Raw genomic sequence first — 14,059 nt, 5'->3', positions numbered from 1 at the left:
GCCCGACGTGACCGACCAAACTGCCCCCACCGCGCTGGACCTGCCGATGGTGGACCCGCTGCCGCCCGAGACGCAGAAATACTTTGATATCTGTGTAGAGAAACTGGGCTTTGTGCCAAATGTATTGCAAGCCTATGCCTTTGACATCGAAAAGCTGAACGCCTTCACCGCGATGTATAACGACCTGATGCTGGGTGACAGCGGCCTCAGCAAGCTGGAGCGCGAGATGATCGCGGTGGTCGTGTCGGCTATCAACAAGTGCTTTTACTGCCTTGTGGCCCATGGTGCAGCGGTGCGGCAGTTGTCGGGTGATCCACAGCTGGGCGAGATGCTGGTGATGAACTACCGCGTTGCGCCTCTGGACACGCGCCAGCGGGCGATGCTGGACTTTGCCGCCAAGATGACCTCGGCAAGTACCGAGATCGAGGAACCCGACCGCCAGCGCCTGCGGGATGTGGGGTTCACGGATCGCGATATCTGGGACATCGCCAACGTGACCGGCTTTTTCAATATGTCGAACCGGGTTGCCAGTGCCACGGCGATGGTTCCGAACGACCAGTACCACGCGCAGGCCCGATGATCCGCTTAGCCTCATTGATCCTGTTGCTGTTGGCCGGGCCGGGTGTTGCCCAGGACCTGACGCTGCCTTCGGGCGCACGCCAGATCAGCGACCGGATCAGCCTGCTGGACAGCTATGACCTGCCCACCGGCCCTTTTGCCGACGGCACCCTGCCCACGCGGCAGGTTGAGGGGCGGGTCGAGCGGATCACTTGGCGCCTGCAATCGGGATCCAGCACGACGTTGCAACTGCTGGCGCCGCTGCGCGATCAGATCGTCGCGCAAGGCTATGACGTGCTGTTCGAATGCCAGGCCCGCGCCTGTGGCGGGTTCGATTTCCGGTTCGGAACCGAAGTTGTTCCGACCCCCGACATGTATGTGGCGATCCAGGATTACCGTTTTCTGTCCGCCACCCGCGGCGATGACGTGCTGAGCCTGCTGGTCAGCCGCAACCCGCCCAGCGGGTACATTCAGTTGATCCGTGTCACTCCGGCTGAGGCAGAGGCCCCGCCGCCTTTGGTGATCGAGGAAACGGTCCGCTCGTCCACCGGGATGTTGGCGGCGTTGGAAAAGAATGGGCATGTCATTTTGGACGATCTGCATTTCCGTACCGGAGAGATCACGCTGGGCGAAGGTCCTTTTGCCTCGCTGGGCCTGATCGCGACCTATCTGGCCGACAATCCCGATACACGGCTGGCGTTGGTGGGTCACACGGATGACACTGGCGCGCTGGACGCCAATATCTCGGTAAGCACGGGCCGGGCGCAGGCGGTCCGGGCCCGTCTGATCGAGGCCCATGGGGTTGCCGCCGACCGGATCGAGGCGCGTGGTATCGGGTATCTGGCCCCGCTGACCTCGAACGCCACGCCCGAAGGCCGTGATCTGAATCGCCGGGTCGAGGCGGTTTTGCTGGTCAATTGACCCCTGTGACATAGGTCAGATAGGCGCGCCGACAAAAACGAAAGGAGCCCACATGCCCGACCAGACACCTACGCCGCAGGCATTGATCATAGGTGCGGGGGCCGGTCTATCGGCGTCTTTCGCGCGGGCCCTGTCGCAGGGCGGCTATGCCGTGCACCTGGCCGCCCGCGACGTGTCGGATCTGGGCCCCTTGGCCGCCGAGACAGGAGCGACGCTGCATCAGTTGGATGGCACGGATGCCCACGGCGTGGCAGCGCTGGTTGACGGCCTGCCGGGTGAGCTGCGGGTTGCGTGTTATAACCCCTCGGCCCGGCAACGCGGCCCGATCACCGAGCTTGACCCGGAAACCGTCCGCAAGGCGGTTGAGGTGACCGCGCATGGGGCTTTTCTGCTGGGTCAGGCCGCCGCCCGGCGCATGTTGGATCAGCCGATGCGTGACAACCGGCGTGGCACGATCCTGTTCACCGGTGCCTCGGCCGGGGTCAAAGGGTTCCCGCTGTCGGCGCCTTTTGCCATGGGCAAGTTCGCGCAACGGGGACTGGCGCAATCCATGGCGCGCGAATTGCACCCCCGAGGCATCCATGTGGCCTGGATCAATATCGATGGTGGTATCCGCAATCCGGACCGGGTTGCGGCGGGCGACACGCCCGATTCGATGCTGGACCCGGATGCCATCGCGCGGGAATATATGCATCTGATCCATCAGGACCGGTCCGCCTGGAGTGACGAACTGACCCTGCGCCCCTGGGTCGAACGGTTCTGAGCGGACAAAAAAAGACCCGCACAGATGCGCGGGCCGTCGAGGTTCACCGGGGAGATATTACCAGTCCATCGGGCCCTTTTCGTTGAAGGACTCGACAAGAAAATCAATGAATGCCCGCACTTTGGGCTGGGTAAAGCGGCCGGGCGGGTAGACGGCGTAGATGCCCTGCACCTCATCCGGCAGCGACGGCATCGCATCCAGAACTGCACCGGATTTCAGCGCGTCTGCATATAGGTAGCTGGGCAGATACGCGATCCCCAGACCCGACATGGCTGCGTTCAACAGCGACTGGCCGTCGTTCACGCTCAGCCAGCCAGCGGTGCGGACCTGCCGCTTTTCACCTGAAGGTGCAGTCAGTTTCCAGACATTGCCCGAGGATTGGCTGGAGTAGTGCAGCAGCTTGTGTTCGTTCAGGTCGTCAATCTTCTGCGGACGCCCGAATTTCTCGATATAGCTGGGCGCGGCAACCATGCGTTTCACGGTTTCGGTCAGCTTGCGGGCGCGCAGGGTGCTGTCTTCCAGCTCGCCTATACGCACGGCGACGTCGAACCCTTCCGAGATCAACTCAACATAACGGTTGTTCAGCACCATGTTCACGGTGATGTCCGGATAGGCGGCGAGGAAATCCGAAAGAACCGGCGACAGGTGATTCACGCCGAAATCCGTCGCCACGCTGATCCTCAGCAGACCTGAGGGGGCGGACTGCATCGAGGTCACCAGCGCATCTGCCTCGCCTGCGTCATTCAGCACGCGGCGCGCGCGGTCGTAATAGGCCAGCCCGATCTCGGTGGGGGAAACACGGCGTGTCGTGCGGTTCAGCAGCCGTGCGCCCAGGCGGGCCTCAAGGCTGGACACGTGCTTTGACACGGCCGATTTGGAGATGCCCATCTTCTTGGCCGCATCGGTGAATCCACCCTGGTCCACCACATTGGCAAAGGCTTCCATTTCGGTAAGTCGATCCATTCTCGTTCCCCGGGTGCATAGTCTTTGCCCGACTTTCGCCTTCAATCTGGGCGGAAACAGGGCAGACATGGGATAATATCAGGGATTTGAATCAGATCGTTTGCAGATGGGAAACGCGGAAACAATGGTTTCCGGTGCCGCTGCAGGGCCTGCAAGCCTAGGAATTTCGGCGTTTTTGCCCGAATGTGTTAAGATGAGCATGGCAAATTTGTGACCACGGAGGAGATCATGAAAGCCTTGCTTGCCTTAGCTGCCCTGTGCCTGTCCGCAACCCTTGCGCTGGCCGGAGGGGAAACCGCATCCAACCCAGACGCGAAGGTCTATTTCGTGAACCTGGCCGATGGGGACACCGTGCAATCCCCGGTCACCGTGGTCTTTGGCCTCAGCGGCATGGGGGTGGCCCCCGCCGGGACCGAGAAGGAAAACACCGGCCATCACCACCTGTTGATCGACCGCCCACCGCTGGGTGAGGGCGAGGACGGCGCGGATGAGCTGGCCTATGGCCTGCCCGCAGACGACAACCACCTGCATTTCGGTGGCGGCCAGACCGAAGTGACGCTGGACCTGGCCCCCGGTGAGTATACGCTGCAACTGGTGCTGGGTGATGCGGGTCACGTCCCGCACGCCACGCCGATTGTGTCCGAGGTGATTACGATTACAGTGGAATAGTTGCCGAGATCGTTCACGAAACCGGTTTACAACAATCTGAATGTCGGAAACTCTGTCGGCCAAAACAGGAGGCCTATATGTCGCTGGAGTTCTTTCTGACATCCTTAATTGTGGTGTTATTGCCGGGAACCGGAGTGATCTACACATTGGCTGTGGGCCTAGGGCGTGGGTTTCGCGCCAGCCTTGCGGCGGCGGCGGGATGCACGTTGGGGATCGTCCCGGCAGCTCTGGCCAGTATCATCGGGCTTGCAGCTCTTTTACATACCAGCGCGCTGGCCTTTCAGATCATCAAGTATCTGGGTGTCCTTTACCTGTTCTATATGGCTTGGGGTATTGTCAAAGAAGGCGGAGCTTTGGAAGTAAACGCCGAGAAGTCCTCGGTGGGTCACCTCAAGATTGCGGTAACCGGGACGTTGATCAATGTTCTTAATCCCAAGCTGTCCCTGTTTTTTCTGGCCTTCCTGCCTCAGTTTCTGCCGGCCGGCACAGCGAATGCCGGTTTGGAACTGGTCAGGCTGGCCACCACCTTTATGGCGATGACCTTTGTGGTCTTTGTCGGGTACGGTGCCTGTGCAGCCCTTGCACGGGATTACGTCATTCGCAGACCATCCGTGATGGCCTGGATAAAACGGTGTTTCGCGACAACGTTCGGTGCGCTGGGCGTCAAGCTGGCGCTCTCTGAGTGATCAGAGAGCCGCAGCCAGCCGCGTGCCCTGATTGATCGCCCGTTTGGCGTCCAGTTCCGCCGCCACATCCGCGCCGCCAATCACATGCGGAGTGATGCCGCGGTCGATCAGCGCATCCGCAAGGCTGCGCTCGGACACCTGGCCGGAACACAGGACAATTGTATCCGCCGCGATGACGGTGGGGTCGGCGCGTTCTTCGCCAAAGCTGATATGCAGGCCGTCGTCATCGATGCGTTCGTAATTCACACCGCCCACGAAATTGACGTCTTTCATCTTTAGCGTTGCACGGTGGATCCAGCCCGTCGTTTTGCCCAAGCCTTTGCCATGCGCCTGTTTCTTGCGTTGCAGCAGCGTGACGTCGCGCGCAGGGGCTTCGGGTTGCGGGCCTTCCGGCGCCAACCCTGAGCGGTGCTGTTCCGGGTCGGTCACGCCCCATTCCTTCATCCAGGCGGGCAGGTCGGTGGTGATGCTGTGGCCGTTCTCCAGCAGAAACTCCGACACGTCGAAGCCGATGCCGCCCGCGCCGATGACGGCGACGGATTTGCCAACCTCGGCCTTGTCGCGCAGCACGTCGATATAGTTGATGACGTTGTCACGGTCCTGCCCCGGAATCTGCGGATCGCGCGGCGTGACACCGGTGGCGATGACCACCTCGTCAAAGCCGGTCAGATCTTCGGCGCTGACCTCGCGGTTCAGTTCCAGCTTCACGCCCAGATCGGCCATCATGGTGCGGTACCAGTCGACCAGGCCCCAGAATTCTTCCTTGCCCGGCACCTGTTTGGCCATGTTCAGTTGGCCGCCAATTTCGGTGGCGCGGTCGAACAGGGTCACGTCATGGCCGCGCTGAGCGGCTGTCATCGCGGTGGACAGGCCCGCCGGACCCGCGCCGACGATGGCAACGGTCTTTGGCGTCTCGGCCTTGCCAATCTCCAACTCGGTTTCGTGGCAGGCGCGTGGGTTGACCAGGCATGAGGTCAGCTTGCCGCTGAAGGTGTGGTCCAGACAGGCCTGGTTACAGGCGATACAGGGCGCGATCTGTGCCGACTGACCGGCCATCGCCTTGTTCACGAACTCGGCATCCGCCAGCATCGGACGCGCCAGAGACACCATGTCGGCACAGCCGGTAGACAGAACTTCTTCGGCCACTTCAGGCGTGTTGATCCGGTTCGAGGTGATCACCGGGATCGACACTTTGCCCATCAATTTCTTCGTCACCCACGCAAAGGCTGCGCGCGGCACGCTGGTGGCGATGGTGGGAATACGGGCCTCGTGCCAGCCAATGCCGGTGTTGATGATCGTGGCCCCGGCCTGTTCGATGCGCTGGGCCAGTTCCACAACCTCGTCATGGGTCGAGCCATTGGGGATCAGGTCAATCATCGACAGGCGGTAGATGATGATGAAATCGGTGCCGACCGCCTCACGCGTGCGGCGCACCACCTCGATCGGCAGGCGCATCCGGTTCTCATAAGACCCGCCCCAGCGGTCGGTACGTTTGTTGGTATGGGTCACAAGGAACTGGTTCAGGAAATACCCCTCGGAGCCCATGATCTCGACCCCGTCATAGCCTGCTTTCTGGGCCAGAACGGCGGCGTTCACGATGTCGCTGATCTGTTTCTCGATGCCTTCCTCGTCCAGCTCATTGGGTGGGAAGGGCGAGATCGGAGATTTCACCGGGCTGGGGGCCACGCATTTCGGACCATAGGCATAGCGCCCCGCGTGCAGAATCTGCATGGCGATCTTGCCGCCCGCTTCATGCACCCGCTGGGTGATGATGGAATGGTTCGCCACCTCTTTGTCGTTGGTCATCATCGACGCGCCGGGCAGAACCGAACCTTCGAGGTTCGGGCCAATCCCACCGGTCACCATCAGCCCCACACCGCCACGGGCCCGGTCGGCATAAAACTCGGCCACGCGGTTCCAGTCGCCGGTTTCTTCCAGCCCCGTGTGCATCGAGCCCATCAGGACGCGGTTCTTCAACGTGGTAAAGCCCAGATCCAGCGGGGCCAGCATGTTTGGGTACGCAGTCATGGCGAACTCTCCCTCCCGATTCTTCGGTGTTAGATTGACGTTCACGTCACCTTTGTCACGCAGAACCTAACGTCACACCCTTTGCTGTTCCTGAACCGCTTGATACAGAGTTGCCAGAGCAATGTACGAGGCCGCGTATGACCCCCGAAGAAATCGCCAAACTGCCCTATCGCCCCTGCGTCGGGCTGATGCTGATGAATGCCGAGGGCAAGATCTTCGTCGGTCAGCGCAACGACCGCCACGCGGACGCCTGGCAGATGCCCCAGGGCGGCGTGGACAAGGGCGAAGCCCCCCGCGATGCGGCCCTGCGCGAGCTGTGGGAAGAAACCGGCGTGACCGCCGATCTGGTCGAGGTCGTGGCCGAGACCCCCGGTTGGCTGCCCTATGATCTGCCGCATGACATCGTGCCAAACATCTGGAAAGGCCGCTATCGCGGGCAGCAGCAGAAATGGTTCCTGCTGCGCTTCACCGGCCGCGACGATCAGATCAATATCGAAACCGACCATCCGGAGTTCACCCGTTGGAAATGGCAGGAGCCATCCCGCCTGATCGAAGAGATCGTGCCTTTCAAACGGGAGGTGTATCAGCAGGTGGTTGCCGCCTTTGCCGGTCACCTGTCATAAGACGGCATGCAGATCGAAGAAATCTGGCCCAAGTACCGCGCACGCCTGAAGGCGTTCCTGCATTCGCGTGTGCCCAACGCAGCGGATGTGGATGACCTGCTGCAAGAGATCTCTGTCAAAGTCTTCACCGGCCTGCCCAACCTGAAGGACCCGGCAAAACTGCAGCCTTGGTTGTTTCAAACAGCCGACCGCACGATCATTGACTATTATCGGAAATCGGGCCGGGCCGAAGCGCACCCGGATGACCTATGGTATCACCGCGACGATCCCGAAATCCGTCAGGATCTGGAAGGCTGTGTCGAGCCCTTCATTCGCGGCCTGCCGCAGGAAACTGCGGATATGCTGATGGAAATCGACATCAACGGTATGTCTCAGCGCGACTATGCACAGGCACAGGGCCTGTCCTATTCAACGCTCAAATCCCGCGTTCAGAAGGGCCGGGCCGAGCTGCGCAAGGTGTTCGAAGACTGCTGCGATATCTCGATGGACGTACGTGGAAACATCTCGGACGTGCAGGAAAAAACCACCGACTGCAAAAAATGTTGATCTGATCGTCGTCTTTTTGGCGTGGGCTTCGTCTGACAGGTGAAGCAACCAAAAGGAAAGACCAATGATCCGTATCATCAGCTTTAAAATCTGCCCGTTCGTTCAGCGTGTCACCGCGCTGCTCGAGGCCAAGCGGGTTCCGTATCAAATCGACTTTATCAGCCTCAGCGACAAGCCGGACTGGTTTATGGAGCTATCACCCACGGGCCAGGTGCCGGTGCTGGTGACCGAAGGCGGCATACCCCTGTTCGAGTCGGACGCAATTGTCGAATACCTCGACGAGGTCGCCGCCCCGCTGCAACCCGATCTGACGCCTGAACAACGCGCGCTGAACCGCGCCTGGAGTTATCAGGCCAGCAAGCATTACCTGGTTCAGTGCAGCGCTATGCAAAGTGCAGACAGCGCAGTGTTTGCCGAGCGTATGAACAGGCTGAACGCCTCTTTCACCAAGGCGGAAAAACAATTGGGCGATGGCCCGTTCTTCGCAGGCGAGGCGCTGGGTAATGTCGACATGGCTTGGCTGCCTCTATTGCACCGCGCCGCGATTGTGGCCGATCACAGCGGACACGACATGCTGGCAGAGTACCCCAGAGTGAAGGCATGGCAGCAGGCCCTGCTGGCTACGGGTATCGCGCAGAAATCCGTGTCCGATGATTTCGACGCCCGCTTTGCCGATTTCTATCTTGCGGATCGAACATGGGTGGGCCGCGGGGCTAACGTGGACGAGGCACCAGCCACGCCGCAGATCCAACAGTCCAGCGGCTGTTGCGGTTAATTTGATCACCGACCCGCACGTTGGCGTGAGAGGGCGTGGCCGTAGGCTTCCGGCCTCTCTAGCTTGGCGGCATGAAAGATCATCCCGTCATAGCGCCTGCAGGACGCACATTCACCGGCACCGATCGGCGCGCGCCGTTGCGTGCTGGGCTGCAAAGCTGCGGGGAATACGGTGCGGGCCAGACGGCGGGGCGGTTCTTTCCGATCGCCTGCGTCGCGCTTGAGGTCACACAGCGCTGCAATCTGGACTGTACGCTGTGTTACCTCTCGGATCGGGCCGAGATGACCTATGATCCGCCGCTCTCGGTCCTGTTTGCGCGGTTGGCAACGATCCGCAGCCACTACGGCACCGGGGTTTCGGTGCAGCTGACCGGGGGTGATCCGACCCTGCGCAAAGTCGCGGATCTAGAGGCGTTGTGCCGCGAGATCCGTCGCTTGGGGATGCGATCCTGCCTGATGACAAACGGTATCCGCGCCAGCCGGGCGATGCTGACACGGCTGGCGGCGGCAGGGCTGGACGATGTGGCCTTTCATGTGGACATGACACAGGGCCGCAAAGCCTTTGGCAGTGAGGTCGAGCTGAACACCGTGCGCCGCGCCTATATCCGCCGGGCGCAGGGGCTGGGGTTGCGGATTCTGTTCAACACCACCGTATTCGCGGGCAATTTCGACGATCTTCCGATGCTGGCACGGTTTCTGCGGGATTGCCCCGAGGTCGCCTTTGTCTCATTCCAGATGCAGGCCGATACCGGGCGCGGCGTCCTGCGCGCGCGGCCCGATGCGATCACGCAGGACAGCGTCGCGCGCGCGATTGAGGCGGGCTATGAGGTGCCGCTGCATTTCGGCACGGCGGCGGTGGGGCATTCCAAGTGCAACCGCTATGCCAGTGTCGTCACCGCCGGAGGGCGCGCGGTCTCGCTGCTGTCGAACCGGCGTCTGGTGCATCGGGTGATCGCCGCGTTGGAAGGCGTGGATGACAGGCAGGATGCCCACATCCGTATCCAAGCCAAGCTGCGGCGCACGATCCGGCGTCATCCGTTGTTGGCGCTGCGCGTTCTTGGGCATCTGGCCGTTTGCGTGGCGCGTCTGGGGACGGGTTTGTTGCGTGGTCCGGTGCGACGGCAGGCTGTGTTCATCCACAACTTCATGGCCGCCGACGCGTTGGAGGACGACCGCTGCGCCTCTTGCGTATTCATGGTGGCGACGGCGAAGGGCCCCTTGTCGATGTGCGTGCACAACGCGCAGCGCGATCAGCATCTGGCCAGCCCGGACCGGATCGACGGGCCCACCGGGCCAAGATGGTGGAACGCGGCGGTGCCCCGTTTATCTGCGTGTTCTGACTTGCCCGACCTGAACGATCCCACATTGGCGCCTCTCAAGCGGTTGAAGGGGCAGATGCGGGCGGTGCGTCAGGCCCTAAAGGATGCCTCATGAAAAAGCTGCTGATCGTGATGTTGCTGCCCCTGTTGGCCGCCTGCGCCAGTGTCGAACGTCTGGCATTGCCGGCCCCCAAGGTGCTTCCGGGGCAAACCCTGACCCGTTTCGCCTCCGCGCCGGGTCAGCGGCTCGACCACCAGGACTGGAGCGCTTTTCTGTCCCGCTATGTCGCCCCGGATGCGATGGGTGTGAATCGAGTGGCGTATGGGCAAGTAACCCCGGCGGATCGGGTGCGGCTGGACGGGTATCTGACCGATCTGCAAGCCGTGGACCCAACGCGGCTGACACGTGATCAGCAACTGGCCTATTGGATCAACCTGTATAATGCGGTGACGGTCGTTGTGGTTCTCGACAATTACCCCGTCACCTCAATCCGCGTCATCAAGGATGGCCCCCTCTCCATAGGCCCCTGGAACCGCCCGCTGGTGCAGGTTGCGGGGCAGACCCTGAGCCTGAACGATATCGAACACCGCATCATCCGGCCCACTTTCGACGAGCCGCGCATCCATTACGCATTGAACTGCGCCGCTGTAGGCTGCCCAAACCTGATGGACCGCGCCTGGCAGGCCGAGACGCTGGAGCGGGACTTTGCCGCCGCCGAACGCGCCTATATCAACGACCCGCGCGGGGTTCGGTTCGATGACCGCGGTGGGCTGATCCTGTCGAAAATTTACATCTGGTTCCAAGAAGATTTCGGGCCGAATGAGCAGGCAGTTCTGGACTATCTCCAGACGGCGGCCGATCCGGAATTACGCGCGCGGCTGCAGAACGCCGCGCGCGTCAAAGGGTATAAATACAACTGGGCCTTGAACGACGCAGCTGCGGCGTTCTGAGGAGTCAGAGGAACCCTTCGGCGCGCAGCAGCTCCTGCATGTTTGCCTCGGGGCGCGGGCCGATATGGCTGATGACCTCGCGGGCGCAGACATTGCCGATCTTTGCGCAGGTCTCATAGTCGCGACCCGTGGCCATACCAAACAGGAACCCGGCGGCAAACTGATCACCCGCGCCGGTCGCGTCCACTGGCACCACCTTTTCCACCGGCACGTCGATGCGCTGACCGCCATGCAGGACGGTCACACCGTCGCCCGAGCGGGTGCAAACGACCAGCGGGCAAATCTCGGCGGTTTTCGCCAGCGCCTCTTCCAGATCGTCGGTTTCGAACAGCGATTTGATCTCGGCCTCGTTGCCGATCACGAAATCCAACTCATTCTCGATCAGCAGCAGGAAATCGACGCGGTGGCGTTCCACGCAGAACGGATCGGAAATGGCGATCCCGGCCTTACCCCCGCCAGCGTGGCAGGTGCGGGCGGCCTCAAGGAACGCAGCCTTGCCCTTTTCCTTGTCGAACAGATAGCCCTCAAGGAACATGATCTGGCTTTTGCCTGCTACGTCCGAGGACACGTCGGCCGAGGACAGCTCGGACGAGATCCCCAGATAGGTGTTCATCGACCGCTCGCCATCGGGCGAGACAAAGATCATCGACCGCGAGGTCGGCAGCTCACCACCCGGCACCGGAGGGTTCACGAAGTCCACACCGTCCTCGTTCATCGCGTCCGCGTAGAACCGGCCCAGAGCGTCGTCATGCACCCGGCCGATAAAGGCCGCGTCCAGACCCAGCGCACCGGCCCCGGCGATGGTGTTGGCCACAGAACCACCGGGCGTCTGCACGCGGCCTTCCATCGAAGCATACAGAACTTCGCCGCGTTCCTGCTCAATCAGCTGCATGATGCCTTTTTCGATGCCCATCAGTTCCAGAAAGCTGTCATCGGCCTGGGAAATCACGTCCACAACGGCATTGCCGATGCCAGTCAATTGGTAGGTTTTCATAGGTTCTTGTCCTCAAATTCGCAGAGATCGCGGATGATACAGGTGCCGCACATGGGTTTGCGGGCTTTGCAGTGATAGCGGCCATGCAGGATCAGCCAGTGATGTGCATGGAGCTGGAAATCGGTTGGGATGTTATCCTCGATGGCGCGTTCAACCGCGTCCACATGCTTGCCGGGGCAGATGCCGGTACGGTTGCCGACGCGGAAAATATGCGTGTCCACTGCCTGCGCCGGATAGCGCCACCACATGTTCAGCACCACGTTGGCCGTCTTGCGCCCGACGCCTGGCAGCGATTGCAGCGCGGCGCGCGAATTGGGGACCTCGCCACCATACTCTTCAACCAGAATGCGGCTGAGCTTGATGACATTCTTGGCCTTCTGGCGAAAAAGACCGATGGTCTTGATGTGTTCGATCAGGCCCTCTTCGCCCAGGTCCAGCATCTTTTGCGGCGTGTCGGCGATCTTGAACAGTTCTTTGGTGGCCTTGTTCACGCCCGCATCGGTTGCCTGCGCCGACAGCGCCACGGCCACGACCAGCGTATAGACGTTCACATGGTCCAGCTCGCCCTTGGGTTCGGGGTCGGCCTCGTGAAAGCGGGTAAAGATCTCGCGGATCTTGTGATATCCGAGTTGTTTTGCCATCCGGGCCTTAATGCCGATCAGGGACGTGTGACACAAGCCCAAAGCCAATGCGCATGTTCCGGGTCGCGGCGGCGTGACCGGCGCGCTATGTTAAACCCCAGACAATGAGGTGAAAGACATGAACGTCCAGACCCCTGAAAGCGGCTATCACTACAACGTCATGCGGCGCGCAATCGAGCTGATCGATCAGGGCGGCGAATGCCTCAGCCTTGAGGAACTGGCCCGCCAGATGGACATGAGCCCGGCGCATTTCCAGCGCCTGTTCTCACGCTGGACCGGCGTATCGCCGAAGCGCTACCAGCAATATCTGACGTTGGGCCATGCCAAGGCGCTGTTGCGCGAACGGTTCACCACGTTGGAAACCGCCCATAACGTGGGGCTTTCCGGCAGTGGTCGTTTGCACGATCTGTTCCTGAAATGGGAATCCATGAGCCCCGGCGAATACGCCCGCAAGGGCGCGGGCCTGACGATCTATTGGGGCTGGTTCGAAAGCCCCTTTGGCCCGGCACTGGTCATGGGCACCGACAAGGGTATCTGCGGCATGGCTTTCGGCGCCGAGACCGGTGAGGAGGAAGCGATGGAGGACATGCTCAGTCGCTGGCCGCAGGCGGGTTTTGTTGAGGACCCGATGCGCCTGCGTCCTTGGGTGCTGAGCGCCTTTGGTTCGGTCAGCGACCGGCTGGAACCGACACCGCTGTACCTGATCGGCTCACCCCTGCAGATCAAAGTGTGGGAGGCGCTGATGCATATCCCCTCCGGTCAGGTCACCACCTATTCCGAGATCGCGGAACGGGTGGGCTCGCCGCAGGCGGTGCGGGCCGTGGGCACAGCGGTCGGGCGCAACCCGGTTAGCTGGTTGATCCCCTGCCACCGGGCACTGCGGAAATCCGGAGGTTTGGGTGGCTATCACTGGGGCCTGCCGGTCAAACGGGCCATGCTGGCCTATGAAGCCGCTCAGGCGGATGCCTGATTGACAGATGGCCTGGCCGGTGCCAAAGATCGCGGCAGGTTTGGGTCCCCTGCCGTTCGCGGCCTAAGGCTTTGGTGAAACCCTGTCGAAAATCATCTGTTGCCCTTTCACGGCGCGCGGATGGCAATGCGAACCCCGTCCAATTCTCGCGCCCGTTCAAGGAAACGAGGCAGATGATGAATGAAACTACTACTATTGCTCCGCTCGAGGAGCTTAAAGCGCAGGCAAAACGCTTGCGCCAAAAACTGCTGGGTGAAGGCGTCCAGATAACCCACAGCAAAGCTCTGGAACTGATCGCACACCAATATGGTGTCCGCGACTGGAATACCCTTCATGCGCAGGCTGGGAACCGGATGCACCTGCGCGTGGGTGATCGTGTTTCCGGGCGTTACCTGGGTCAGCCTTTTACTGCCGAAATCCGTGGGATGACTATGTTAGGCGATGGTTCCCACCGCCGTCTGACGCTGCAATTTGACGAACCGGTTGATGTTGTCCGGTTCGACAGTTTTTCATCCTTTCGGCAGCGAGTGACGGGTGAAATAGGTTGGGATGGTCGATCTGCTCGGCAAACATCGGACGGCGAACCGCAACTTGTGGTGCGTCCGGAATAAATAAGGGCGAGGCACAAGGCCTCGCCCGGTTTTTCAGAAATC

Annotated in this window: 16 protein-coding genes; 12 read left to right on the top strand and 4 right to left on the bottom strand. The window is 61.2% G+C overall.

Annotation, left to right across the window (positions count from 1 at the left end; translation table 11 throughout):
* The first annotated feature begins 7 nt into the window (after window positions 1-7).
* From GOX88_RS10795 to GOX88_RS10785, 3 genes are read left to right on the top strand one after another with little or no spacing between them, the layout of a single operon-like run.
* A complete protein-coding gene (locus tag GOX88_RS10795; RefSeq protein WP_170401172.1) occupies window positions 8-580 on the top strand; it encodes a peroxidase-related enzyme in 573 nt (190 codons plus the stop codon).
* The gene (locus GOX88_RS10790; RefSeq protein WP_170401170.1) at window positions 577-1,479 is read left to right on the top strand and encodes an OmpA family protein; all 903 of its coding nucleotides are present in this window, start codon (window positions 577-579) and stop codon (window positions 1,477-1,479) included. Before GOX88_RS10795 ends, GOX88_RS10790 begins: the two co-directional genes overlap by 4 nt.
* A 52-nt stretch (window positions 1,480-1,531) precedes the next feature.
* Window positions 1,532-2,242, top strand: a complete 711-nt coding sequence (locus GOX88_RS10785) for an SDR family NAD(P)-dependent oxidoreductase (RefSeq protein ID WP_170401169.1) — start codon at window positions 1,532-1,534, stop codon at window positions 2,240-2,242.
* 57 nt (window positions 2,243-2,299) lie between these two features.
* Here the strand turns inward: GOX88_RS10785 and GOX88_RS10780 are convergent, their stop codons facing one another.
* Window positions 2,300-3,205 (bottom strand): LysR family transcriptional regulator, encoded by a 906-nt coding sequence (locus GOX88_RS10780; protein WP_170401168.1) that lies wholly within the window; start codon window positions 3,203-3,205, stop codon window positions 2,300-2,302.
* A gap of 228 nt (window positions 3,206-3,433) precedes the next feature.
* Here GOX88_RS10780 and GOX88_RS10775 point away from each other — a divergent pair, with 228 nt between their 5' ends.
* Together GOX88_RS10775 and GOX88_RS10770 are read left to right on the top strand one after the other, a co-directional pair.
* Window positions 3,434-3,874 (top strand): DUF4399 domain-containing protein, encoded by a 441-nt coding sequence (locus tag GOX88_RS10775; protein ID WP_170401167.1) that lies wholly within the window; start codon window positions 3,434-3,436, stop codon window positions 3,872-3,874.
* 77 nt (window positions 3,875-3,951) lie between these two features.
* Window positions 3,952-4,560 (top strand): LysE family translocator, encoded by a 609-nt coding sequence (locus GOX88_RS10770; RefSeq protein WP_170401166.1) that lies wholly within the window; start codon window positions 3,952-3,954, stop codon window positions 4,558-4,560.
* On the opposite strand, the gene GOX88_RS10765 is transcribed toward GOX88_RS10770, so the two are convergent.
* Window positions 4,561-6,588: an NADPH-dependent 2,4-dienoyl-CoA reductase gene (locus GOX88_RS10765; RefSeq protein WP_170401165.1), complete on the bottom strand. Its 2,028-nt coding sequence runs from the start codon at window positions 6,586-6,588 to the stop codon at window positions 4,561-4,563.
* Between the two features lie 137 nt (window positions 6,589-6,725).
* Between GOX88_RS10765 and GOX88_RS10760 the strand changes: the two genes are divergently transcribed.
* The 5 genes from GOX88_RS10760 (at window position 6,726) to GOX88_RS10740 (ending at window position 10,801) form a co-directional block, all read left to right on the top strand.
* The gene (locus tag GOX88_RS10760) at window positions 6,726-7,211 is read left to right on the top strand and encodes an RNA pyrophosphohydrolase (RefSeq protein WP_170401164.1); all 486 of its coding nucleotides are present in this window, start codon (window positions 6,726-6,728) and stop codon (window positions 7,209-7,211) included.
* Between the two features lie 6 nt (window positions 7,212-7,217).
* Complete coding sequence (gene sigZ / locus GOX88_RS10755; protein ID WP_170401163.1) at window positions 7,218-7,757, top strand: RNA polymerase sigma factor SigZ; 540 nt, start codon at window positions 7,218-7,220, stop codon at window positions 7,755-7,757.
* 64 nt (window positions 7,758-7,821) lie between these two features.
* Window positions 7,822-8,532, top strand: a complete 711-nt coding sequence (locus GOX88_RS10750) for a glutathione S-transferase family protein (RefSeq protein ID WP_170401162.1) — start codon at window positions 7,822-7,824, stop codon at window positions 8,530-8,532.
* Window positions 8,533-8,603: 71 nt separating this feature from the next.
* Window positions 8,604-9,965 (top strand): radical SAM protein, encoded by a 1,362-nt coding sequence (locus GOX88_RS10745; protein WP_170401161.1) that lies wholly within the window; start codon window positions 8,604-8,606, stop codon window positions 9,963-9,965.
* Window positions 9,962-10,801, top strand: a complete 840-nt coding sequence (locus GOX88_RS10740) for a DUF547 domain-containing protein (RefSeq protein WP_170401160.1) — start codon at window positions 9,962-9,964, stop codon at window positions 10,799-10,801. Before GOX88_RS10745 ends, GOX88_RS10740 begins: the two co-directional genes overlap by 4 nt.
* Window positions 10,802-10,805: 4 nt before the next feature.
* On the opposite strand, the gene GOX88_RS10735 is transcribed toward GOX88_RS10740, so the two are convergent.
* Window positions 10,806-11,795, bottom strand: coding sequence for an adenosine kinase (locus tag GOX88_RS10735; RefSeq protein WP_170401159.1), 990 nt, complete (start codon window positions 11,793-11,795; stop codon window positions 10,806-10,808).
* Window positions 11,792-12,436, bottom strand: a complete 645-nt coding sequence (nth, locus tag GOX88_RS10730) for an endonuclease III (RefSeq protein ID WP_170401158.1) — start codon at window positions 12,434-12,436, stop codon at window positions 11,792-11,794. The genes GOX88_RS10735 and nth overlap by 4 nt, the downstream gene beginning before the upstream one ends.
* 118 nt (window positions 12,437-12,554) lie before the next feature.
* Between nth and GOX88_RS10725 the strand changes: the two genes are divergently transcribed.
* On the top strand, window positions 12,555-13,406 hold the full coding sequence (locus GOX88_RS10725) for a methylated-DNA--[protein]-cysteine S-methyltransferase (protein WP_170401157.1): 852 nt from the start codon (window positions 12,555-12,557) through the stop codon (window positions 13,404-13,406).
* A gap of 173 nt (window positions 13,407-13,579) precedes the next feature.
* On the top strand, window positions 13,580-14,017 hold the full coding sequence (locus GOX88_RS10720; protein WP_367648069.1) for a glyoxalase superfamily protein: 438 nt from the start codon (window positions 13,580-13,582) through the stop codon (window positions 14,015-14,017).
* The last annotated feature ends 42 nt before the right edge of the window (window positions 14,018-14,059 follow it).

The organism is Ruegeria arenilitoris, from assembly GCF_013030985.1.
GTDB lineage: Bacteria > Pseudomonadota > Alphaproteobacteria > Rhodobacterales > Rhodobacteraceae > Ruegeria > Ruegeria arenilitoris_B.
Note: the sequence above shows the minus strand (reverse complement) of the source record. Positions and strands in the feature narration are given on the sequence as shown.

What these genes read in the sequence shown, in the direction of transcription:
- GOX88_RS10770 (WP_170401166.1), top strand. Translation starts at nt 3,952, where the DNA reads ATGTCGCTGGAGTTCTTTCTGACATCCTTAATTGTGGTGTTATTGCCG.
- GOX88_RS10725 (WP_170401157.1), top strand. Translation starts at nt 12,555, where the DNA reads ATGAACGTCCAGACCCCTGAAAGCGGCTATCACTACAACGTCATGCGG.
- GOX88_RS10785 (WP_170401169.1), top strand. Translation starts at nt 1,532, where the DNA reads ATGCCCGACCAGACACCTACGCCGCAGGCATTGATCATAGGTGCGGGG.
- GOX88_RS10760 (WP_170401164.1), top strand. Translation starts at nt 6,726, where the DNA reads ATGACCCCCGAAGAAATCGCCAAACTGCCCTATCGCCCCTGCGTCGGG.
- GOX88_RS10740 (WP_170401160.1), top strand. Translation starts at nt 9,962, where the DNA reads ATGAAAAAGCTGCTGATCGTGATGTTGCTGCCCCTGTTGGCCGCCTGC.
- GOX88_RS10790 (WP_170401170.1), top strand. Translation starts at nt 577, where the DNA reads ATGATCCGCTTAGCCTCATTGATCCTGTTGCTGTTGGCCGGGCCGGGT.
- GOX88_RS10750 (WP_170401162.1), top strand. Translation starts at nt 7,822, where the DNA reads ATGATCCGTATCATCAGCTTTAAAATCTGCCCGTTCGTTCAGCGTGTC.
- sigZ (WP_170401163.1), top strand. Translation starts at nt 7,218, where the DNA reads ATGCAGATCGAAGAAATCTGGCCCAAGTACCGCGCACGCCTGAAGGCG.
- GOX88_RS10765 (WP_170401165.1), bottom strand. Translation starts at nt 6,588, where the DNA reads ATGACTGCGTACCCAAACATGCTGGCCCCGCTGGATCTGGGCTTTACC.
- GOX88_RS10735 (WP_170401159.1), bottom strand. Translation starts at nt 11,795, where the DNA reads ATGAAAACCTACCAATTGACTGGCATCGGCAATGCCGTTGTGGACGTG.
- GOX88_RS10775 (WP_170401167.1), top strand. Translation starts at nt 3,434, where the DNA reads ATGAAAGCCTTGCTTGCCTTAGCTGCCCTGTGCCTGTCCGCAACCCTT.
- GOX88_RS10745 (WP_170401161.1), top strand. Translation starts at nt 8,604, where the DNA reads ATGAAAGATCATCCCGTCATAGCGCCTGCAGGACGCACATTCACCGGC.
- nth (WP_170401158.1), bottom strand. Translation starts at nt 12,436, where the DNA reads ATGGCAAAACAACTCGGATATCACAAGATCCGCGAGATCTTTACCCGC.
- GOX88_RS10780 (WP_170401168.1), bottom strand. Translation starts at nt 3,205, where the DNA reads ATGGATCGACTTACCGAAATGGAAGCCTTTGCCAATGTGGTGGACCAG.
- GOX88_RS10720 (WP_367648069.1), top strand. Translation starts at nt 13,580, where the DNA reads ATGATGAATGAAACTACTACTATTGCTCCGCTCGAGGAGCTTAAAGCG.